21 protein-coding genes are annotated in these 21,588 nt (G+C 57.4%); 12 read left to right on the top strand and 9 right to left on the bottom strand.

Features of this window, described 5'->3' with window-relative positions; all coding sequences use genetic code 11:
* The first annotated feature begins 143 nt into the window (after positions 1-143).
* From AC2FHX_RS04150 to AC2FHX_RS04130, 5 genes are all read left to right on the top strand, one after another.
* Positions 144-1,112, top strand: coding sequence for an XdhC family protein (locus tag AC2FHX_RS04150; RefSeq protein WP_496700211.1), 969 nt, complete (start codon positions 144-146; stop codon positions 1,110-1,112).
* Positions 1,109-2,119, top strand: coding sequence for a molybdopterin-binding protein (locus AC2FHX_RS04145; protein ID WP_496700212.1), 1,011 nt, complete (start codon positions 1,109-1,111; stop codon positions 2,117-2,119). Before AC2FHX_RS04150 ends, AC2FHX_RS04145 begins: the two co-directional genes overlap by 4 nt.
* 138 nt (positions 2,120-2,257) lie before the next feature.
* Complete coding sequence (locus AC2FHX_RS04140; protein WP_142634109.1) at positions 2,258-2,743, top strand: (2Fe-2S)-binding protein; 486 nt, start codon at positions 2,258-2,260, stop codon at positions 2,741-2,743.
* Between the two features lie 54 nt (positions 2,744-2,797).
* On the top strand, positions 2,798-5,158 hold the full coding sequence (locus AC2FHX_RS04135) for a xanthine dehydrogenase family protein molybdopterin-binding subunit (RefSeq protein ID WP_496691324.1): 2,361 nt from the start codon (positions 2,798-2,800) through the stop codon (positions 5,156-5,158).
* A gap of 94 nt (positions 5,159-5,252) precedes the next feature.
* Positions 5,253-6,044, top strand: coding sequence for an FAD binding domain-containing protein (locus AC2FHX_RS04130; RefSeq protein WP_142634105.1), 792 nt, complete (start codon positions 5,253-5,255; stop codon positions 6,042-6,044).
* Positions 6,045-6,096: 52 nt separating this feature from the next.
* On the opposite strand, the gene AC2FHX_RS04125 is transcribed toward AC2FHX_RS04130, so the two are convergent.
* Positions 6,097-6,996, bottom strand: a complete 900-nt coding sequence (locus AC2FHX_RS04125) for a MurR/RpiR family transcriptional regulator (RefSeq protein ID WP_496700213.1) — start codon at positions 6,994-6,996, stop codon at positions 6,097-6,099.
* 84 nt (positions 6,997-7,080) lie between these two features.
* Between AC2FHX_RS04125 and AC2FHX_RS04120 the strand changes: the two genes are divergently transcribed.
* The 3 genes from AC2FHX_RS04120 (at position 7,081) to AC2FHX_RS04110 (ending at position 9,624) form a co-directional block, all read left to right on the top strand.
* Positions 7,081-7,848 carry a beta-keto acid cleavage family enzyme gene (locus AC2FHX_RS04120; RefSeq protein ID WP_496700214.1) on the top strand — a complete coding sequence of 256 codons (768 nt, stop codon included), beginning with the start codon at positions 7,081-7,083 and terminating at the stop codon, positions 7,846-7,848.
* Positions 7,845-9,161 carry an aspartate aminotransferase family protein gene (locus AC2FHX_RS04115; RefSeq protein WP_496700215.1) on the top strand — a complete coding sequence of 439 codons (1,317 nt, stop codon included), beginning with the start codon at positions 7,845-7,847 and terminating at the stop codon, positions 9,159-9,161. Before AC2FHX_RS04120 ends, AC2FHX_RS04115 begins: the two co-directional genes overlap by 4 nt.
* 73 nt (positions 9,162-9,234) lie before the next feature.
* On the top strand, positions 9,235-9,624 hold the full coding sequence (locus tag AC2FHX_RS04110; protein WP_496700216.1) for a hypothetical protein: 390 nt from the start codon (positions 9,235-9,237) through the stop codon (positions 9,622-9,624).
* 48 nt (positions 9,625-9,672) lie between these two features.
* Here AC2FHX_RS04110 and infC read toward each other — a convergent pair whose 3' ends face one another.
* From infC to cobA, 7 genes are all read right to left on the bottom strand, one after another.
* The gene (gene infC / locus AC2FHX_RS04105; protein ID WP_246097134.1) at positions 9,673-10,254 is read right to left on the bottom strand and encodes a translation initiation factor IF-3; all 582 of its coding nucleotides are present in this window, start codon (positions 10,252-10,254) and stop codon (positions 9,673-9,675) included.
* Positions 10,255-10,377: 123 nt separating this feature from the next.
* On the bottom strand, positions 10,378-11,211 hold the full coding sequence (locus tag AC2FHX_RS04100) for a ferredoxin--NADP reductase (protein WP_496700434.1): 834 nt from the start codon (positions 11,209-11,211) through the stop codon (positions 10,378-10,380).
* A gap of 109 nt (positions 11,212-11,320) precedes the next feature.
* Positions 11,321-11,728, bottom strand: coding sequence for a DUF934 domain-containing protein (locus AC2FHX_RS04095; RefSeq protein WP_496695306.1), 408 nt, complete (start codon positions 11,726-11,728; stop codon positions 11,321-11,323).
* Positions 11,725-12,486 carry a phosphoadenylyl-sulfate reductase gene (locus tag AC2FHX_RS04090; RefSeq protein WP_496691317.1) on the bottom strand — a complete coding sequence of 254 codons (762 nt, stop codon included), beginning with the start codon at positions 12,484-12,486 and terminating at the stop codon, positions 11,725-11,727. Before AC2FHX_RS04090 ends, AC2FHX_RS04095 begins: the two co-directional genes overlap by 4 nt.
* A complete protein-coding gene (locus AC2FHX_RS04085; protein WP_496700217.1) occupies positions 12,476-14,140 on the bottom strand; it encodes a nitrite/sulfite reductase in 1,665 nt (554 codons plus the stop codon). The genes AC2FHX_RS04090 and AC2FHX_RS04085 overlap by 11 nt, the downstream gene beginning before the upstream one ends.
* A gap of 67 nt (positions 14,141-14,207) precedes the next feature.
* Complete coding sequence (locus tag AC2FHX_RS04080; protein ID WP_496700218.1) at positions 14,208-14,522, bottom strand: DUF2849 domain-containing protein; 315 nt, start codon at positions 14,520-14,522, stop codon at positions 14,208-14,210.
* Positions 14,522-15,298 (bottom strand): uroporphyrinogen-III C-methyltransferase, encoded by a 777-nt coding sequence (gene cobA, locus AC2FHX_RS04075; RefSeq protein ID WP_496700219.1) that lies wholly within the window; start codon positions 15,296-15,298, stop codon positions 14,522-14,524. The genes AC2FHX_RS04080 and cobA overlap by 1 nt, the downstream gene beginning before the upstream one ends.
* Before the next feature lie 142 nt (positions 15,299-15,440).
* Here cobA and AC2FHX_RS04070 point away from each other — a divergent pair, with 142 nt between their 5' ends.
* Entirely contained in the window at positions 15,441-15,920 is a 480-nt protein-coding gene (locus AC2FHX_RS04070) for an Lrp/AsnC family transcriptional regulator (protein WP_496700220.1), read from the top strand.
* Positions 15,921-15,923: 3 nt separating this feature from the next.
* Here the strand turns inward: AC2FHX_RS04070 and AC2FHX_RS04065 are convergent, their stop codons facing one another.
* A complete protein-coding gene (locus tag AC2FHX_RS04065) occupies positions 15,924-17,105 on the bottom strand; it encodes a cytochrome P450 (protein WP_496700221.1) in 1,182 nt (393 codons plus the stop codon).
* 47 nt (positions 17,106-17,152) lie between these two features.
* Here AC2FHX_RS04065 and AC2FHX_RS04060 point away from each other — a divergent pair, with 47 nt between their 5' ends.
* The 3 genes from AC2FHX_RS04060 (at position 17,153) to AC2FHX_RS04050 (ending at position 21,477) form a co-directional block, all read left to right on the top strand.
* Positions 17,153-18,886 carry a sensor histidine kinase gene (locus tag AC2FHX_RS04060; protein ID WP_496691313.1) on the top strand — a complete coding sequence of 578 codons (1,734 nt, stop codon included), beginning with the start codon at positions 17,153-17,155 and terminating at the stop codon, positions 18,884-18,886.
* Positions 18,883-20,112, top strand: a complete 1,230-nt coding sequence (locus AC2FHX_RS04055) for a sigma-54-dependent transcriptional regulator (protein ID WP_496700222.1) — start codon at positions 18,883-18,885, stop codon at positions 20,110-20,112. Before AC2FHX_RS04060 ends, AC2FHX_RS04055 begins: the two co-directional genes overlap by 4 nt.
* Positions 20,113-20,475: 363 nt before the next feature.
* Entirely contained in the window at positions 20,476-21,477 is a 1,002-nt protein-coding gene (locus AC2FHX_RS04050; RefSeq protein WP_142634078.1) for a DctP family TRAP transporter solute-binding subunit, read from the top strand.
* Positions 21,478-21,588 lie beyond the last annotated feature (111 nt).

The following is a 21,588-nucleotide window of genomic DNA, read 5'->3' as shown; positions in this document are numbered from 1 at the left end:
AATGCTTGGGATGTTCGGCTGAAACCCGCGGGGCTTTGCATAGCATTTGGAATTTCTTTCAAGGCCCATGAGTTAGCCTGATGGTTTACTTTTCATCCTGCCAAACCTGCCTATGTTGGTGCGGGAAACGCCAGGAGGGCGATATGGACAGATTCGACAACAGCCCCGAGACTGCTCTGGATTGGTATGAAACGGGAAAGCCAGTTGCGCTGGCTACGGTTGTTCAGACCTGGGGCAGTGCCCCCAGACGTGTTGGTGCTCAGCTTGTGATAGCAGGTGATGGCCGCTTTGAGGGGTCAGTATCGGGTGGCTGTGTCGAAGGTGCGGTTGTTGTCGAGGCGTTGGAAGCGATCGAAGAGGGTGAAGCGCGCCTACTTGAATTCGGGGTCAGTGACGAAGATGCTTTTGCGGTCGGGCTGGCCTGTGGCGGAACAATTCGGGTACTGGTCGAACCTATTGGATCGGTCCTTCCTGAAAGCATATTGCGCGATCTGGTCGCTGCACGCGCGCAGCGCGAGCCTGTGGCTTATGAAGTGAATATCGAATCCGGTCATCGTGCGTTGCAGCGCGATCGTTATCCCGAACGCATGCGCATGGACCGGTCCGGTTTCGAAGAGGATGCGAAGACATTTGTTTCGGTCCACAATCCGCCCTTGCGGTTGATAGTGGTCGGGGCCGTTCATATTGCTCAGGCCCTGGTCCCGATGGCGCGAATTGCGGGGTACGACCCTGCGATTGTGGATCCGCGAGATGCGTTTGCAACCGCCGCAAGATTCCCTCAGGAAACCGTGCTGACGGATTGGCCGGATGAGGCCGTTGCAAAGCTTGGAATGGATGCGCGAACGGCTGTTGTCTTGCTGACCCATGATCCAAAACTGGATGATCCCGCGTTAGAGGCCGCCCTGAGAGCCGGTGTGTTCTATATTGGGGCGCTGGGGTCTAATCGAACGCATGCGAAACGCGTCACCCGGATGAAAGAAGCCGGATTTACTGAAGGGCAGATTTCACAGATTCACGGTCCCGTAGGCTTGGATATCGGTGCCGCCGATCCTGCGGAAATTGCGGTTTCCATATTGGCCGAAATGACCGCGGTGTTGCGGGGCAAAGCATGAAGTTTGGCTCGGTTCCTCTGCGCGAGGCCGCCGGTGCAATTCTGGCGCATTCAGTGAAAGCCCAAGACACAAAGCTGCGTAAGGGCCTTTTGCTCACGCAAACTCATCTGGATGAAATGGCCGCCGCCGGGTTGACCTCGGTCACTGTTGCGCAGCTGGAACCCGGTGATTGTCACGAAAACGACGCTGCCCGGAGTTTGGCAGAGGCTTTGGCCCCGGACCCGGCAACCGTGGGATTGCGCGTCACCGAGCCGTTCACAGGGCGCGTTAACCTCTTGGCGAGAGGCCCCGGAGTTGCTGTTCTGGACGTACAGGCGCTGGAAGCGTTCAACTTGGTTAACCCGATGATTACCGTGGCCACAGTTCCCCAATATCAACAGATGGGATCAGGCGGGATGGTGGCGACAATTAAAGTCATTTCTTATGCCGTCCCCGGCGAAGATGTGGTGCGTGCCTCGGCGCTGGCACAAGGGGCGGTGCGCCTGTCTGGCCCGGTGTTTCGCAGTGCTGGCCTGATCGTCACAGACATCCCCGGAGGTGTTTCGAACGACAAGGGTATTGCCGCAATCCGAGGGCGAGTCGAAGCCCTGGGTATGGGTTTGGATGACATTCGGGTGGTGCCACATGAGATTCAGGCGCTGTCTGCTGCATTGACGGGCGTTAAAGGGGATATTGTCCTGATCTTGACGGGCTCAGCAACTTCGGATGCACATGATGTCGCGCCGCAGGCCGTTCGTGTTGCAGGCGGTCAGGTGGATCGGTTTGGAATGCCGGTAGATCCGGGCAACCTGTTGTTCACCGGTCTGCTGGACGCCAGACCTGTAATCGGTTTGCCGGGGTGTGCGCGTTCTCCCGCACTGAACGGTGCGGATTGGGTTTTGTCGCGCGTGGCTTGCGGGATTGAAACGACAGCGGCGCATATTGCAGGCATGGGGGTCGGTGGATTGCTCAAGGAAATCCCGACCCGGCCACAGCCACGCGCATCTATCAAACGGCAAGGCGTTTGACATCAATTTAAGGCCCAGATCAGGCCGCTTTGTTCGGCATTGTGATCTGTCCTAAACGGCGCCCTGCGAAATTTTTGTTCTCAAACAATAAGTCCCGTGTTTAACTCGACAGAGAAAAATATGACATGGGAGGAACTTATGACACAGGTCACCATGACCGTGAACGGGAGGTCTGTTAGCGGAGAGGTTGAGGGTCGGACGTTGTTGTCTGGATTTTTACGTGATCATCTGTCGCTGACCGGAACGCATGTTGGATGTGACACTGCGCAATGTGGGGCGTGTGTTGTTCATGTGAATGGCGCGGCGGTGAAGTCGTGCAACATGCTTGCGCTGGAAGCGGACGGGTCTGAGGTCGCCACGATTGAGGGCCAGGCCGCTGAGGATGGGTCTTTGAACGTGATTCAGCAGGCGTTTCAGGATCATCACGGGTTGCAATGCGGATTTTGTACGCCGGGCATGGTGATGAGCGCCGCCGCCTTGCTCAAAGAGAACCCGCGCCCGAGCGAAGCCGAGATTCGAAAGTATCTGGAAGGCAACCTGTGCCGCTGCACAGGCTATCACAACATTGTCAAAGCGATCATGGCCGCATCGGGTCAGGACGTAAGCGGCATCGCTGCCGAGTAATACCGACGTAAAGAATTTTCGACGAAAATTCTTTTTCAGGGAGGAGAACAAGCAATGCCCAAAGACAGTGGCATCGGAGCCAGTTCCAAACGGCGCGAGGACGTGCGCTTTTTAACCGGAGCAGGCAATTACACCGACGATATCAACGTGCATGGCCAGGCCTATGTGCATTTTCTGCGGTCCGACATCGCGCATGGCCGGATCAAAAGCATCGACACCTCTGCTGCCGAGGCCATGCCGGGCGTGGTCAAAGTGTTTACCGGCAAGGATTTCGAAGGCGTGGGCGGCATGCCCTGTGGCTGGGAAGTGACCGACAAGCACGGCGCACCGATGCAGGAACCTCCGCATCCCATTTTGGCACAGGGCAAAGTGCGCCATGTGGGCGATCCGATTGCTGCTGTGGTCGCCGACAGCCTGGAACAGGCCCGCGACGCGGCTGAGGCGATCGAGCTTGATATCGAGGAGCTGCCCGCCGTGATCGACATGAAGGCCGCCGCGCAAGAAGGCGCGACGCTGGTCCATGACGATCTGAAAAACAACATCTGCTATGATTGGCAGCTGGGCGAAACCGATGATGCCAAGGTCAATGAGGTCTTTGCCAATGCGGCCCATGTCACCACGCTGGATCTGGTGAACAACCGTCTGGTTGCCAATCCGATGGAGCCGCGTGTGGCGGTGGGCGAGTACAGCCGCGGCACCGAAGAATACACACTTTATACCACGTCGCAGAACCCGCATGTGATCCGCCTGTTGATGTGTGCCTTTGTTCTGGGCCTGCCCGAACACAAGGTTCGCGTGGTCGCGCCGGATGTGGGTGGCGGCTTTGGCACCAAGATCTTCCACTATGCCGAAGAGGCGTTCTGCACCTTCGCCGCCAAGGCTTGTAACCGCCCGGTCAAATGGACCTCGAGCCGGTCCGAGGCGTTCATGTCTGACGCGCATGGGCGCGACCATGTCGGACAGATCGAACTGGCGCTGGATGCGGACAATAACTTTATCGGTCTGCGCACCAACACCTATGCAAATATGGGTGCGTATCTGTCGACCTTCTCCAGCTCGGTTCCGACATGGCTGCACGGGACGCTGATGGCGGGCAACTACAAGACGCCGGTCATTCAGGTCAACGTCAAGGCGATGTTCACCAATACGGTCCCGGTGGATGCCTATCGCGGCGCGGGCCGTCCTGAGGCGACGTTCCAGTTGGAGCGGGTCGTGGACAAGGCAGCGCGTGAACTGGGTGTCGATCCGATCGCCCTGCGCCGGCAGAACTTCATCACCCAGTTCCCCTATGACACACCGGTGGCGCTGACCTATGACACAGGCGATTATAATGGGACGATGGACAAGCTTGAGGCCGCTGCTGATCTGGCAGGCTTTGCCGCGCGTCGCGCTGAAAGCGAGGCCAAGGGCAAGCTGCGGGGTCTGGGCGTCAACTGCTATATCGAGGCTTGCGGCATCGCGCCCTCGAACATCGTTGGTATGCTGGGGGCCCGTGCGGGTCTGTATGATGCGGCGACTGTGCGGGTGAATGCCACCGGCTCGATCAGCGTCATGGTAGGTGCCCATAGCCACGGGCAGGGGCATGAAACGGCCTTCCCGCAGGTTGTGGCGGACATGATCGGTATCGACGAGTCGATGATCGAGATCGTGCATGGCGACACGTCGAAGATTCCGTTTGGCATGGGCACCTATGGCTCGCGGTCTTTGGCGGTCTGTGGATCGGCGATGGTAAAGGCAACTGAGAAAGTGATCGACAAGGCCAAGAAGATCGCGGCGCATCTGTTGGAGGCGTCCGAGGCTGATATCGAGCTGAAGGACGGTCAGTTCAGCGTGGCAGGGACCGACAAGTCGGTGGCCTGGGGTGATGTCACCCTGACGGCCTATGTGCCGCATAACTTTCCGCTGGAGGTCGAGCCCGGGCTGGAGGAGACCGCCTTTTATGACCCGGCCAACTTTACCTTCCCGGCTGGCGCCTATGCCTGTGAGGTCGAGGTTGACCCCGAAACCGGTCGGGTCACCATCGAAGCCTTCACCGCCGCTGATGACTTTGGCAATATCGTCAACCCGATGATCGTGGATGGTCAGGTGCATGGCGGCATCGGTCAGGGCATCGGTCAGGCATTGCTTGAAAACTGTGCCTATGACGAAAACGGTCAGCTGCTGAGCGCGTCCTTTATGGATTACGCCATGCCGCGTGCCGATGATGTGCCGTTCTATGCGGTGGATCACTCGAGCCAGACGCCATGTACGCATAACCCGTTGGGTGTGAAGGGCTGTGGTGAGGCCGGGGCAATCGGTTCACCACCTGCGGTGGTCAACGCGGTGCTGGATGCGTTGAATTCAGGCGGCAAAGCCATCGATCATATCGATATGCCGGTGAGTCCATCGCGTGTCTGGACCGCGATGCACGGGTGAGAGGTTGGGGTGCGAGGGGTCAACCCCTCGCGCTCCCCGAGATGTTTATAGCCAGATGAAGGGCAGAACAGCGCCTTTCGGAAAGGAAGACGAAATGTACAATTTCGAATTTGAGAAACCCTCGACCATAGCCGACGCGGTTGCCGCTTTAGGGGCTGAGGATGCGCAGGCGTTGGGTGGTGGGCAAACCCTGATCCCGACGCTGAAACAACGATTGGCGGCGCCATCGGCACTCGTCTCGCTCAGCGGAATTCCCGAAATGCAGGGCGTCTGTGTTGGGGATGACGGGTCGGTTTCTATTGGTGGCGCAACGCCGCATGCAGTTGTTGCTCAAGAGGCAGCGGGATCATACCCGGCGCTGGCCGCATTGGCCGGTCAGATCGGTGATCCGGCGGTGCGCAACCGCGGCACGATTGGCGGCTCGGTTGCGAATAACGATCCGGCGGCCTGTTACCCGGCGGGTGTGCTCGGATCCGGGGCCACGATCGTGACCAACGCCCGTCAGATTGCAGCAGATGCGTTTTTTGATGGCATGTTCTCGACCGCACTGGATGAGGGTGAGATCATCACATCCATCCGCTTTCCGGTGCCACAGGCCGCGAGCTATCAGAAGTTCTTGCAGCCAGCCTCGCGCTTTGCGTTGGTGGGTGTCTATCTGGCCCGGTTCGCCGACGGTGTGCGTGTGGCGGTCACGGGCGCCAGCGAGGATGGGGTGTTCCGCTGGTCCGAAGCAGAACAGGCGCTGAATACTGAATTCCGACCGGACGCGTTGATGGGGCTGAACATCAACCCGGCCAACATGATCGGCGATCTTCATGGCAGCAAAGCGTATCGCGCGCATCTGGTCAGTGTGATGACCAAGCGGGCTGTGCTGGCCTGCATGTAAGTAAACCGGCTTTTAGTCGCAAAGCCCCGGGGTGTGTCCCTCGGGGCTTTTTCTATTTTCGGCGTATTTTCGGAAGTTTGTTTGGCTGCCAATAGGCCCCGGTATCTTCGCGCGCCTTTTGATAGGCCTCAACGCGGTGCGCTGCTGTTTTGCCACCGGCGTCAAATAAATGGCCGATGAGACATTCCAACACAGCCATGACACCGGTAAAGCTCGAGGTGTGATGTTGTGACCTTGTGCTGACGGTAAAGGCGACATCCGGTTCAACGCCCGGCGCAATTACTTCGCTATCCGATATCAGGATGACCCGAAGTCCTTTTTCCCGGGCGTACCTCACGGATTTTATCGTTTCGGCCGAATAGGGGCTTACGGTGATTGCCAGCAGGCAATCCTTGTCATCCGCGTCCAGCAGATCATCAGTGGCCGAGCCAATGTGGCGGGGGATCAACTGAATGCCCGGGTGCGCCATGCGCCCGTTATAGGAGAAATAATAGGCCAGCGCGTAACTAGCACGAGTGGCTGTTACGAAGCATCGGCGGGACCCGAGTATATGTTCAATGGCCAGATGCGCTGTGTCGGGCCTCATCAATCGCAGCGACCTGACAACGACATTCTGTTCGTTGCGGGCAAGCTTGGCTTGAAGTTGACCATGGGCTCCTTCGGCGTGCATGTGGGTTTGCCAGGAAGGGCCAAGGAATTCTTCGTTATCCGTCGCCAGATTTTGACGGAACGGAGAGCGGAAGGCCTGAAACCCACCATAGCCCATATACTGGGCAAGCCTGACAAGGACATTTGCACTGACACCGATCTTCTCGGCAGTTACCCGTATCGGGTCGAGGCCAAAATCCGCGGGGTGATCCACGATGTATTTGGCTGCCGCCTGAAGTCTGGGCGGCATCTGGTCGATGTTTTTCCTCAGGTTATCTGTCAGCTGGCGTTGGGTCTCTGTCATGAAAAAAACATATGTTATGAAAGAAGGAGGTGTAAAACATAGGCCGCTTGCATAGATGCGGCAACAGGTAAACGGGGGCAGGGAATGTCACAGCATCGGTCGAAATCTGAACCCTACATTCTGGCGGCGCCCAATGGTGCGCGCCGAGGTGCGGCAGATCACCCAGCCCTGCCTGTCACAACCTCGCAAATTCTTGAAGCGGCCAGAGCATGCCATGAGGCCGGTGCGGCCGGTCTTCATCTGCACATTCGGGACACAGAAGGCCGTCACTCTTTGGATGCGGGACAGTATCTGGAAACACTTGCTGAACTTCGGCGGCGGGTTCCGGCCCTGGACATCCAGATCACAACCGAGGCGGCAGGGATTTTTGATGTAAGCAGCCAGTTCGAATGTCTGAGGAAGGTTAGACCGGCTTGGGCGTCGATCTCGGTCCGTGAAATCGCGCGCGATAACGATCTGGCTGACCGGATCTATGGTCTTTGCGCGGATCAGGGGACGCGGGTTCAGCATATTCTTTACGACGCTGAAGATGCGGCCCTATTAGCACGGTGGCAATATCGTGGTGTTGTGCGCGAACAGCAATCCGACCGTTTGCTTGTTCTGGGGCGCTATCGGACTGATCAGGAATCAAAGCCCTCGGATCTGGAAGCGTTTCCGGACGGGGATTCGCCCTGGATGATCTGTGCCTTTGGAAAGCGAGAGCATGACTGTTTGATACATGCGGCGTCCTTGGGCGGTGATGTCCGGGTCGGATTTGAAAACAGCATCGCAGACCGGAACGGAGACACTTGGGACAATAACGCCGCCTCAGTCGCGGCCCTTGTCGCCAGATTGAAAGAGGATAGATCATGAGCCACGTTTTCCCACGCCATACGAAATCTCAGCTGCCAGTCGCGGTTGGCGGCGAAGGCTGCTATATGATCGATGCTGACGGTAAGCGGTATCTGGATTGCGGTGATGCTGCTGTGTCCTGTCTTGGCCACTCAAACCGGGCGGTGATCGAGGCGGTTCAAAGCCAGGTTGAAAAGATCGCCTTTGCGCATACCGGGTTTATGACGTCCGAACCTGCCGAAGCCCTTGCGGACCTTCTGATTGATCATGCGCCCGGGGATTTGGATCGCGTTTATTTCGTATCCGGAGGGTCCGAAGCAACAGAGGCCGCCATCAAACTGGCGCGGCAGTATTTTCTTGAGATCGGTCAGCCCGAGCGCCGCCACGTCATCGCGCGCCGCCAAAGCTATCATGGAAACACTTTGGGGGCCTTGTCAGCGGGGGGAAATGCCTGGCGCCGTGCGCAATTCGCACCGATGCTGATCGAAATGACCCATATCGCGCCCTGCTACGAATATGCCGAAAAGCAAGATGGTGAGAGCAGCCACGCCTATGGTCAACGGGTGGCCGACGAGTTGGAGGCCGAAATTTTGCGTCTTGGCCCTGAAACCGTCATGGCGTTTATGGCCGAGCCAGTCGTGGGGGCAACGCTGGGGGCGGTCCCGGCGGTCGAAGGGTATTTTAGGCGCATACGTGAAATCTGTGATCAATATGGCGTTTTGCTGATCCTCGATGAGGTCATGTGCGGTATGGGGCGCACCGGGCATTTGTTTGCCTGCGATCACGATGGAATTGCCCCGGATATTCTGTGCATCGCCAAGGGTTTGGGGGCGGGTTATCAACCCATCGGCTCAATGTTGTGTACGAGCCGGATATATAAGGCGATCCAAAATGGGTCAGGGTTTTTCCAGCACGGGCATACCTATGTCGGCCATCCGGTGGCAACTGCGGCGGCATTGGCGGTGCTGAAGGAATTGACGAGCCAACAACTGCCCCAGCGCGCCGATTTTATGGGGCATAGACTGCAATATGCGCTGGAAACTGCGTTCAGCGAGCACCCTAATGTCGGCGATATTCGGGGCCGCGGGCTGTTCCGCGGTATCGAGCTGGTCTCGGATCGGGCCGGAAAAACACCGTTTGATCCCTCACTTGGTCTCGCGGGCAAGATCAAGAAGGCGGCGTTAAACGCTGGTCTGATCTGTTACCCCATGTCTGGCACGCGCGATGGTCGAAGTGGCGACCATATTCTGTTGGCGCCGCCTTTCATTATCGAAGACGCACAGATTGAGGAATTGGTTGAAAAGCTGGAGGCCGCACTCAAAGCCGCGATCTGACGCTCTTTTGATCTGACTTTCTCTTTTTACTCAATAGGGTATCGACAAAAGGTCAATTCCTGAAGGAGCGATGATGATTGTCGACATCTGGAAGAGTTTTCGGGACTTGCCCGCCTGGGTACAGATCTGGTTGGTGGTGCTGCTCATCCCGACCAATCTGGCACCTCTGGCGTATCTGGATCAGCCAAATGGTATTCTAATCGCAGCACTCTCAATCGGTGGGATGGCATTGAATCTTCCGATCATGCTGGCGACACGAGGGATGAGCAAAGCGATGGCATTTCCGCATCTAATATGTTGGGTGCCAATGGTTTTCGTCGTGATTGCAGCATTTGCAAGCGAGGCTGAACTGGCGACCGAATATGCGAAATTTCTGGTGTTTCTACTGGTTATTGACCTGATTTCGCTGGCATTTGATGTGAATGACGCAAGGGTCTGGCTCAAAAGCCGAAGCGCAAAATAAAACCCCCTCAATCCGAGGGGGTTTCGAATAACGCAGTTGTCGCAGGGCTTACTTCTGCGGCAGCGGGCCGATCATCATGATCATCTGACGGCCTTCCATCTTGGGCATGTTCTCGACCTTGCCGATTTCCTTGGTGTCCACGGCAACACGTTCCAGCAGCTCACGGCCCAGATTCTGGTGTGCCATCTCACGACCACGGAAGCGCAGAGTCACCTTTACCTTGTCGCCGTTTTCAAGGAATTTGAACACGTTGCGCATTTTGACTTCATAGTCATGAGTATCGGTGTTGGGCCGGAACTTGACCTCTTTCACCTCAATGACTTTTTGCTTTTTGCGCGCTTCGGCCTCGCGTTTCTGCGTTTCGTACTTGAATTTACCAAAGTCCATGATTTTGCAAACCGGAGGGTTTGCATTCGGCGAAATCTCGACCAGATCCAGGCCGGCTTCGTCCGCGAGTTGCATGGCTTTGGCGGGATGAACCACCCCGACATTTTCACCTTCGGCGCCGATAAGGCGAATTTCGGGGGCACGGATCTTATCATTGACGCGCGGGCCGGTGTCTCTCTGAGGCGGCGCGTTGTGAGGTCTGCGAGCTATGGGTTCATTCCTTTGATGATTGCAGAATTTCAAGCCCGGAATTTAGACTGGGCTGCGGGACGTTTCAAGCGGCATAAGTGACCACCAGCGTGAATTTCCCATGATATTCCCGCGTTTTTGCCGATCTGATGTCGCATATCAGACCGGCAAACCGGATTAGCCAACAAAGGCCTTTTCAATGACGAATTCCTTGGGGTCGGAATTTGCGCCTTCGCGCAGTCCGAAATCCTCGAGGATTTTTTTGATATCCAGGTTGAAAGCCAAAGACCCGCAGACCATCGCACGGTCGGTTTCCGGTTTGATGCCGCCCTCAATCGCCAGATCGGCAAATACTGTGCCGTCTTTCAACAGCTCGGTAATGCGGCCCATCTTGGGGCTCTGTTCGCGTGTGGTGGTCGGGTAGTAACGAATCTTGTCCGCAAAACCTTCGCCCATCAGCTCAGCCAGCATTTCGTCCTGGCGAATGTCTTCGATCAGCTGACGACCATATTCCAGCTCGGCCACTTCGCGGCAGGTATGGGTGATTATGACCTCATCATAATCCTCATAGGTCTGTGGTTCGCGCAGCAGAGAGGCGAAGGGTGCAAAGCCGGTGCCGGTGGCAAAGAACCACAGGCGCTTGCCGGGCAGCAGAGCGTCATGGACCAGCGTGCCAACGGGTTTGGGCCGCAGGATGATCTGATCGCCGGGTTTGATGTGCTGTAGTTTCGAGGTCAGAGGACCGTCTTGTACCTTGATCGAGTAGAACTCCAATTCCTCATCCCAGGACGGCGAGGCGATGGAATAGGCGCGCAGCAAGGGTTTGCCGTTGTCACCCAACAGGCCGATCATCACAAACTCGCCCGAGCGGAACCGCAAGGACGCGGGGCGCGACACTTTGAATGAGAACAGGCTGTCAGTCCAATGCTTGACGTCTGTCACAGTCTGGGCGTCCGGCAGAACGGGGGCCTTCACGGCGGTTGCTTCGGTCACGGGTTTCATCTCTGTCATCGTTTCACTGCCGGTGGAGTAAACCGACATCTCCGTTTAATCTTTGATCCAAGTCAGGAAAAGGGGGCTCTTGCCCCTACGTTCCTATTTGAGGCTGCGAAAGGCGATTTTAGCCGCGCAGGCGGGCCTGATAGTTGTTGTCCTGCCAGTTGGCGCGAGCCACCCATTGATCTTCGGGCTGACGATCGGCCAGAGTGTCTTCAATCTCGACCTCATCAAAGCCGCTGCGCCGCGCCATGGCATACTGGTCGGCAAGGACATGACCTTTGGCGCGCAAGCGACCGGTATAGCCTTTCAGGCGCAGGGTCCGCGCGATGGTAAAGCCGCGCCCATCCGCAAAGGACGGGAAATCGACGCGCACCATCTTGGCGCAGCCCAGCCGTTCGGCAAGCTCATCGGGATCCGTGTCTGAGCTGACATCCAGCGCGACCACATCATTGGCCGCGTCTTCCAGCGTGACATAGCCATCAGTCCAATCATCGGGGGCGAACCCCTCATCGGTTACGATAACGTTCATGTGTTCTCTCCGGCGCGCATCATCTTGCCATCTACAAAATGAATGCCGCATTCTTCCTTGTTCTGATCGCGCCAGCGTCCGGCGCGGGGGTCTTCGCCCTGTTTGACCGGCGAAGTACAGGGCGCACAGCCGATCGAAGGGTATCCTTTGGCCACCAGCGGGTGCCTGGGCAAGTTGTTCTCTTCCATATAGGCGCGCACATCTTCGGGCGCCCAATGGGCCAGCGGGTTGACCTTGATCCGGCCTGTGCCGTCCTCGACCTCAAAGAAATCAAGCGTGGCGCGGGACCCGGCCTGAAACCGTTTGCGCCCGGTGATCCAGCCATCATATCCCAGCAACGCCTGTTGCAGCGGGAAGGTCTTGCGCAGGTTACAGCACGCATCCATGTCCCGCAGACGCAGCGCGCCATAGGGGTCGTCGCGTTGAACATCCTCTTCATCCGCGCGGATGATCTTGACGTTTCGCAACCCCAACCGCTCGCTCACTTCCTGCTGATACTCCAGCGTTTCGGTGAACAGCATCTGCGTGTCGATGAACAGCACCGGGATCATCTTGTCGACCACGGCCGCCATATGCAGCAACACCACCGATTCCGCGCCAAAACTTGAGACCAGAGCGAGATCATCGATCTCTTCCATTGCTCCGTGCATCACGTCATGCGCACTGTGGTGGCGGAACCGGGCGTTCAACTCACTGACCCGTTCGGTCAGTTCGCGTCTATCCCGGCCCAGTTCAGTCTGGATCAGATCAAGCGGCATTCGCTCGCGCCTCGGGGTAGAGGGCCGCCTTGAACGGAGTCATTCCGACACGGCGATAGGTCTCGAGGAAAGTTTCTTCGGCGCCCTCACGCTGCTCCAGATAGGTTTCGACGATGCGCTCAACGGCCGGAACGATCTCATCATAGGCAAAGCCTGGACCCGTACGATCGCCGATTGCGGCGTTTTCCGTGCCGTCACCACCCAGAGTGATCTGGTAGTTTTCGACGCCTGCACGATCCAGACCAAGAATGCCGATATGGCCGACATGGTGGTGACCACAGGCGTTGATGCAGCCCGAGATCTTGATCTTCAGGTGGCCGATATCATGCTCCAGTTTGAGGTCTTCGAACCGGGTGGCGATTTCCTGTGCAACCGGGATCGAACGCGCCGTTGCCAGAGCGCAATAGTCCATGCCGGGGCAGGCGATGATGTCGCTGATCAGGCCGATATTGGCGGTCGCCAGTTCGTATTCCTTCAGCTTGGCATGGATCGCGGGCAGGTCCGATTTGTGGACATGCGGCAGGATCACGTTCTGCTCATGGCTGATGCGCAGCTCGTCATAGGCGAACTCTTCTGCCAGATCGGCCATCACGCGCATCTGTTCGGCACTTGCATCACCCGGCGTTGCGCCGTGCTTCTTGATCGAGATGGTGACAATCGCGTGGTCCGCATTCTTGTGCGGCGCGATGTTGGTATCGACCCACGAGCGGAAGACCGGATCGTTGGTATAGGCGCTTTCAAATGACGCAACCGACGCTTCGCGGAAGGTGGGTGCAGCGAAGTGGCCCTTGATCTCTTCCAGCAGGTTCATATCCGCGCCTTTGAACTGCGGGCGGACCTGCAGGAAACGCTCGTTCACCTTGGCGCGGATAGCGTCGATGCCGTGTTCATGGACAGTGATCTTGATGCGTGCCTTGTACTTGTTGTCGCGGCGGCCGATTTGATTCCAAACCGAAACAGTGGCTTCTAGGTAAGCCAGCAGGTCGTCAAACGCGACGAAGTCAGACAGTTCTTTGCCGATCATGGGTGTACGGCCCAGACCGCCGCCTACGATAACACGGGCGCCCAGAACGCCGTCACGCTCGACCAGTTGCAGGCCGATGTCATGCGCCTTGATCACGGCGCGGTCATTTTCGGACCCGGTGATGGCGATCTTGAATTTACGCGGCATGAACTGGAATTCCGGGTGGTCGGTCGACCATTGGCGCAGCAGTTCCGCATAGGGGCGCGGATCGGCGACCTCATCCGCGGCGGCACCGGCGAAATGGTCGGCGGTCACATTACGAATGGTGTTGCCGCTGGTCTGGATGGCGTGCATGCCAACCTCGGCCAACGCGTCCAGCATATCCGGCACGTCATTCAGCTTGGGCCAGTTGTACTGGATGTTCTGACGGGTAGTAAAATGGCCATAGCCCTTGTCCCACTTTTCAGCCAGCAGGGCCAGTTGGCGCATCTGCGCACTGTTCAGCGTGCCGTAAGGAATGGCGACCCGCAGCATATATGCGTGCAGCTGCAAATACAGGCCGTTCATCAGGCGGAGCGGCTTGAACTCATCCTCGGTCAGCGATCCGTCAATGCGGCGCTCGACCTGGGCGCGGAACTGTCTGTTGCGTTCTGCCAAAAATGCTGTGTCGAACTCCGAGTAGCGATACATGATTAGCTGTCCTTAAGTGCAGCCCCGAACCTGGGGCCTTTGTAGGGGAGAGAGAGAGGGCCAGGGATCAGGCCCGGGGCTGCGGGGAAGTTTCCTGTTTGCCGTGGGCATAGTTGGACGGGCCAGTCCGGCGGAAGTCTTCCCGAAAATGAGTTGGTTCTGGGCCTTCGTCGCCAGCTATGGCGTCCGCCAGATAGGCACCGACAATCTTGCCTGCTTGGCGTTCGGCATCCAGAAGACGGACCTGTGCGTGGGCTTCGTCTGTGATCAGCTCTGCCTCGGATAACTCACGCGACCAGCGGTCGTCCTCGGTCAGATAGATGACGTCACCTTCCAACAGATCGTTGGCGGTTACCACTTTGGGGGTAAAAGCGCGGGCCATCAGGCGTGCTCCTTTTTGAATTCAGTCAGGGCCTTGGCTGCCTGGCGGGGGGCAAGGCCGTAAAAAGTAAGGGTGGGGCCGTCCATGTCCGAGGCGTTCAGATCGGCGGACATGTGATCCAGCGTCGTGGTCAATATGCGCTGATCGGGACGCGACGCGTTTTCGATCAGCGTCACAGGTGTGGCCCGGTCGGCGCCGTGCATGATCAGGCGGCCCTGAATAAACCGGGCAGACTTTTTGCCCATATAGATCGCCGCCACCGAACCGGGCTGCGCCAGGGCGCTCCAATCGTGATCGGCGAACCCCTTCATGTCGTGCCCGGTCAGGAAACGGATCGAAGAATTGCGCCCGCGGCGGGTCTGGCTTTGCCCGATGCCCGCAACTGCGGCCGAGGCTGCGGTGATGCCGGGGATAATCTGCCACGAGATGCCAGCTGCTTCGACGGCGTCGATTTCTTCGTCCAAACGACCAAATACGGTGGGGTCACCGGATTTCAGGCGTACAACGCGTAGACCCTTCAGGGCGTGCTCTACCAGCAGCGCGTCGATGTCTTCCTGTTTCCACGAGGGGCCAAACCCGGCTTTACCAACATCGACCAGGTCGGCCGTTTGCCCGGCAAGGGCCAGCACCTCGGCGCTGATCAGCCGGTCATGCAGGACAAGATCCGCGCGCTCGAACGCGCGCAGGGCCTTGAGCGTTAGCAATTCGGGATCACCAGGGCCTGCGCCGACAAAGTCGACATGGCCTGCGTCCTGATATGTTTGCGTCACTTGCATGTTTCGGTCCGGGTTGGTTTGACTTGACCCTCAATATAGGAAATATTCCCGGTATTACGCCATATGTGCGCATAAATAAGAACAAGCGTTTCGCTGTGTTGGTCAAGCGATACGAAAGTTTCGAAACGAGGAAGAAATTGGAATGTCAGTGCGGATTGATGACACGGATCGGAAAATTCTGGTTGAGCTGCAGCGCGACGCCAGCCAATCGCTGGACGAAATAGCAGCCCGCGTCGGCAGTTCCAAGACGCCTGTCTGGAATCGTATCCGCAAGCTGAAAGGGGCCGGGGTGATTGGTCAGCAGACGGTATTATTGGATGCCGAGGCGCTCGGTTTTGAGGCGACGTTCTTCGTGCTGATCCGCACCTCTGAACACGAGGCGGATTGGCAGCGAATGTTCCTCAAAGCCCTGCGGGACCGCCCCGAAGTGCAAGAGGCGCACCGGCTGGCAGGCGATATCGACTATATACTCAAGGTGCGGGTTAAGAACGCGCGCGCCTATGACGTGTTCTATCAGACTCTGATTTCCGAGGTGCGCGTCCACAATGTGACGGCACTGCTGTCGATGGAAGAGATCAAGTCGACGACCATGCTGCCGCTGAATGCCCTGATCGAGAACTAGCGGTCAGACCTGAACCATCAACCGCTTTAGCCCGTGAAAATGGTAGCTGTTGGAATATTCCGGTTCCGCGCTGAGCGCTACGTTGGGACAGCGTTCGAACAGTGCCGCCAGCGCTATTCGCATTTCGAGTCGGGCCAACGGTGCTCCGACGCAGAAATGCAGACCCGCGCCAAAGCTGCTGTTGGTCAGGATGGGGCGGGTTGGATCGAACTTATGAGGTTCGGCCCAGACTTGGGGATCACGGTTCGCGGCTCCAAGCAACAAAGCGACTTCGTCACCGCGTTTAAAACTGTGCCCGAACAGGTCGATCTCTTCATAGGCATAGCGCGTGAACATATGCAGCGGCGGGTCAAAGCGCAGGATTTCTTCGACGGTGGCGTCAATGGTTTCAGGCTGAAAGGCATCGGCTTTTACACCTTGGTGCAATACGGTCCTGAGCCCATTTCCTAGCGAATGAACCGTGGCTTCATGACCGGCAATCAACAGCAGAATGCAAGTTGCAACCAACTCGTCACGTGACAGTTTTTCACCATCTTCTTCAGCGGCAATCAACCGGGTAATCAGGTCATCCTGTGGGTCAGACCGGCGCTTTTCGACGTAAGACGAGAGAAAGTCGGTGAACTCTTTTGCCGAGGCCGCCGCCGCATCCTCGGTCTGGCGTGTGCGGCTGGCCTGATACATCGCCACCATGTCATGGGACCAGCGCAAAAGCTGCGGAGACATCTCTTCGGGAACGCCAAGAAGGCGGCAGATCGTGACGACCGGAACTTGCGTGCAATAGGTACCCAGCAGATCGAAGGGCGCTTTGGGAAAGGCGTCGATCAGCTTGTGGCTGAGGTCACGAATTGATGGTTCCAGTGCGGTGATGGCGCGCGAGGTAAAGGCCCGCATGACGAGGCCGCGAAGCCGGGTGTGGCGCGGCGGCTCTGCTTCTAACAACGAATGAGATTCGACCATCAACCAGGGGGCTAGATGCGCAGGACCTGGACGTTGCATTTCCGCCGGTACTTCGCGACCGAAACGACGGTCCTTCAGCAAGGCCTGAACCGCCCGGTGGGATACAGCAGCGTGCATCCGGTAGTCGGCCCAATACACAAGGTCGCCATGCGCGCGGGCCGCATCATAAAACGGATAAGGGTTCTGGACAAAATTCGGGTCAACAGGGGATTGATGCAAAGTCTTCATGGCGGGCACACTTGCCATGAGGCGCGTTGAATGCAAGACCCAATGTCATGCAAAGGGTATGGTTAATTTCGACATTTCTGATTGCTGTTGGGCTGCTCTCTGTTGGAGTGTGGTCATACGGCTTTCGTCAGGCTTTGTCGCCGCTGAGCGATAAGGCTGAGGCCGATCTGGAATTGGCCGCCGACCGCCTTAGCACACAAATGCAGGTCTATCAGGAACTGGCTGTCTTGATGGCCAGCCACCCGGCTGTTCGAACGCTTGTCACGCCGAGCGATCGCGCCATCGCGCAGGCTGTGTTGCTGGACGTGGCAGACAAAACTGCCGCCGTTAACATTGTCTATCTGGACCGTCTGGGCAGGGTACTTGCAGCCGCCCACCCGGTGCCTGAATTGACGATGGCAGACCATCCCGCATTCAGGCGCGCCATGCAGGGTGCTATGGGCAGTGCCCACGGGGTCGAGTCCACAAGCGGCGATCGAACCTATTCCTATGCAGCTCCTGCCTTTGGTCCCACCGGTATAGTCGAAGGCGCATTGATGGTTATAGCCGATGTGCAGGATGTCGAACAGACTTGGCGGGGCAGTACCGAGGCCATTTTCTTTATTGATGGGGAAGGTGTGGTGTTCATCTCGAACCGATCCGACCTGTTGTTCTGGCGTCGGGCCGAAGGTCAACCGGGGCTGGTGCCGCCCGAGGGGCAGACGGTCGATTTCTCGTCGAATCTGATCGGACGACACGAGCTTTGGACCTTGAATTGGGGCCGGTATCTGCCACAGCGAGCGTTACACCTTACACTTGATCTACCGGTGATAGACATGACAGCCGAGGTGCTGGTGGATGTGGCCCCGGCGCGCCGTCTGGCGAATTTGCAAGCAGCGGCGGTAGCTGCGATCTGTCTGGCCTTCGGGGCGCTTTTGTTTATGGCAACCGAACGCCGGCGCGCGCTTGCTGAGGCCAATGCGGTGCTGGAAAGCCGCGTGACGCGCAGAACCCATGCACTTACCGCCGCGAACTCCGCCCTGCGGCGCGAGGTCCATGAACGGGAAGAGGCAGAGGTGGCGCTGAAACATGCGCAGGAAGAGCTTATACAGGCCGGGAAGTTGAGTGCGCTCGGGCAGATGTCGGCGGGCATTAGCCATGAGTTGAACCAGCCGCTGATGGCCATTCGCCAATTCGCCGAGAATGGAACGGCTTTTCTGACCAGAGGTGACGAGTCAAAAGCCGCCGAGAACCTCACCAGAATTTCCGATTTGGCCGCGCGAATGGCGCGAATTATCAAGAACCTCAGGGCTTTTGCCCGCAATGAAAACGAGCCCATGGGCAGAGTTGATCTGGTTCAGGTAATAGAAACGGCGTTGGAACTGACCGAGGCCCGGCTGAATTCGGAAAACGTTCGTATGGAATGGCAGGCTCCGGATGTCCCAATCTATGCTTGGGGTGGCGAAGTGAGATTGGTGCAGGTGTTCGTAAATCTGATTAACAACGCCGCCGATGCCATGAGTGAGCAACAACAACGCATGATCAAGATCGCGATAAACAGTGACAAGACCCTGACGGTCACGGTCAGCGACACAGGTCCGGGGATCGAGAACTCGGAGAAGCTGTTCGAGCCGTTCTATACCACCAAAGCTGTCGGTTCGTCTGAGGGCATGGGGCTGGGGTTGTCGATCTCTTATGGTCTGGTTCAAAGCTTTGGTGGTAATATTCGGGGCACCAACGCTCCGACAGGTGCGGTATTCACTGTGGAACTGGAACATTTCAAGGACGTAGGGGCAGCATGACCCGCAAAGTGCTTTTGGTCGATGACGACTCGGCAGTGCGCGAAGCGCTGGCCCAAACGTTAGAGCTTGCCGATTACGAACCTGTGACAGCAGGGTCCTTCGTGGCGGCGAAGGATCATATCCGGGCGGATTTCGCGGGAGTGATCGTGTCGGATATCCGGATGCCTGGTCGGGACGGGTTTCACCTGTTGACCTACACCCGCGATATGGATGCTGATCTGCCTGTCATCCTGTTGACTGGAGAAGGCGACATACCAATGGCAGTGCAGGCCATGGGGCAGGGTGCATTCGACTTTTTGGAAAAGCCCTGCGCCGCGGCAGATCTGCTAAAGGTGTTGGGCAAGGCATCCGAAGCGCGAGAACATGTCCTGCAACAACGCGCAATGAAAAGCGAACTCGAACGCGGCGATCCAGCGGCACGCCTGCTGTTCGGTCTCTCATCAAAGGCCGAAGAACTGAGGGAAAGGGTTCGTACAGTAGCCCAGACAGGGGCCGAAGTTTTGGTCACCGGACCGGCTGGCAGCGGAGTGTCCAAAGTTGCCGAGGTCGTTCACCTAATGTCGCCGCAAAGTCAGGGCCCATTTGTCAAACGTCCATCCGCCGGTTTGTCGACCAGCGATCTGGTTCATGTCTGCGAAGATGCAGCCGGTGGTTCCCTTTTTCTGGACGAAATCTCGGCCATGCCCGAGGCCACGCAATATGCCGCACTGGAGATGGTTGAACAGGGTGTAGGCGCCCGAATTCTGGCGGGCACGACCACTGACCTGGCCGAATTGTCTTCGGATGGACGGTTCCTTGCGGATTTGTTCTATCGTTTGGATGTGATGCGCGTTCGCATACCGTCGCTTGCCGAGCGCCCCGAGGATATACCTGTAATCTTCCGCCACTACGTAGCACAGGCAGCCGAACAGGCCGGAATAAAGGAACCGGAAATCACATCGGACCATCTGGCATCGCTGATGACCAGAGACTGGCCGGGCAATGCACGGTCGCTGATGTCAGCCGCAATGAGGTTTGTGCTGGGAATGCCCGAAGATGTCTCGCAGGCCGCAGAACTGGGGTTGAGCGAGCAGATGGCACGGGTCGAAAGATCTCTGCTGATTGCTGCCCTTGGCCGGCATAACGGCAAGGCATCAGACGCGGCAAAGGCGCTAAAGCTGCCTCGCAAGACCTTCTACGACAAGCTGGCGCGATACCACATTCGTCCTGAAGACTACCGGAGGTAAAGGCTCCCGCCAGCTTTTTCCGCATTGTCATGCGGTTAAGCTGTTGGGCGTGGCAGTCCGCTGACGCGGACTGCGGGGCGAACCAAATGCCCGGCAATCGATTCGGATTCGGCGAATCGTTATTTGTGCGGAAATCCACACAATGGCGCAGATATATGTGCGGATTCTCGCACGGCTTTCTTGCAGGCTCAAACAGAGACTTGGTTGAATGCGTGTAACATCAAGTAAATAAATGACAAAATGTCAACCGGCGGCGATTCCCACAATAAGTTGAGGGCTTGACCCCGATTCGGTTCACTCGCCGCCATGGGACGGCTTCTGCGCGTCCGGAGACGTAGTGAAGTATCTGGGAGAACTCGACTGATGAAATTTTTGACAACGGCAGCGACGGCCGTCGCTCTAACCGTAACAGCAACCGCAGGCATGGCCGCTTGTGAAGACGGCGAAATCGTCGTGAAATTCGCGCATGTGACCAATACCGATAAACATCCCAAGGGTATTGCAGCCTCGTTGCTGGAACAGCGCGTTAATGATGAGATGAACGGCGTGATGTGCATGGAGGTCTACCCGAACTCCACGCTCTATAACGACGATAAAGTCCTTGAGGCGATGTTGCAGGGCGATGTGCAACTGGCGGCCCCGTCATTGTCCAAGTTCGAGAAGTTCACCAAGCAATTCCGCCTGTTCGACCTGCCGTTCATGTTCAAGAACATTGACGCGGTAGACGCATTTCAGGCTTCGGCTGACGGTCAGGCGATGAAAGACAGCATGCAGCGCCGTGGCCTACAGGGGCTGGCATTCTGGCACAATGGCATGAAACAGATGTCGGCCAACAAACCGCTGGTCGATCCGTCGGATGCCAATGGCCTGAAATTCCGCGTCCAATCTTCTGACGTGCTGGTCGCGCAGATGGAGGCGATTGGCGGAAGCCCGCAGAAAATGGCTTTCTCAGAGGTTTATGGTGCGTTGCAGCAAGGTGTCGTCGACGGACAGGAAAACACTTGGTCCAACATCTACGGCAAGAAGTTCTTTGAGGTTCAGGACGGTATCACTGAAACCAACCACGGTGTCATCGACTATCTGGTCGTGACATCGGTTGACTGGCTGGACAGCCTGGATCCTGCGGTGCGCGAACAGTTCCTGACCATTCTGGGCGAAGTGACAGAACAGCGGAACAAAGAATCCTTCTCGGTGAACGAGGAAGCCAAGGTCTCGATCACAAATGCGGGCGGTATCATCCGTGAACTTAACCCTGAACAGCGTCAGGCCTGGATCGACGCCATGAAACCTGTCTGGGAACAGTTCGCCGGTGACGTGGGTCAAGAAAAGATCGACGCCGCACAGGCTATCAACGCCGGGTTCTGATCCTGGTATACGCCGCGCGTCCGGGGACTGGGGAGTATTCGACGCGCAGGCAGGGTGGGCCGATTTGGCCCGCCCAAACAGCACTTATCTCAAAAAAATGTGGGGACAGAT

The organism is Ruegeria sp. CDSC042 (genome assembly GCF_059610745.1).
Note: the sequence above shows the minus strand (reverse complement) of the source record. Positions and strands in the feature narration are given on the sequence as shown.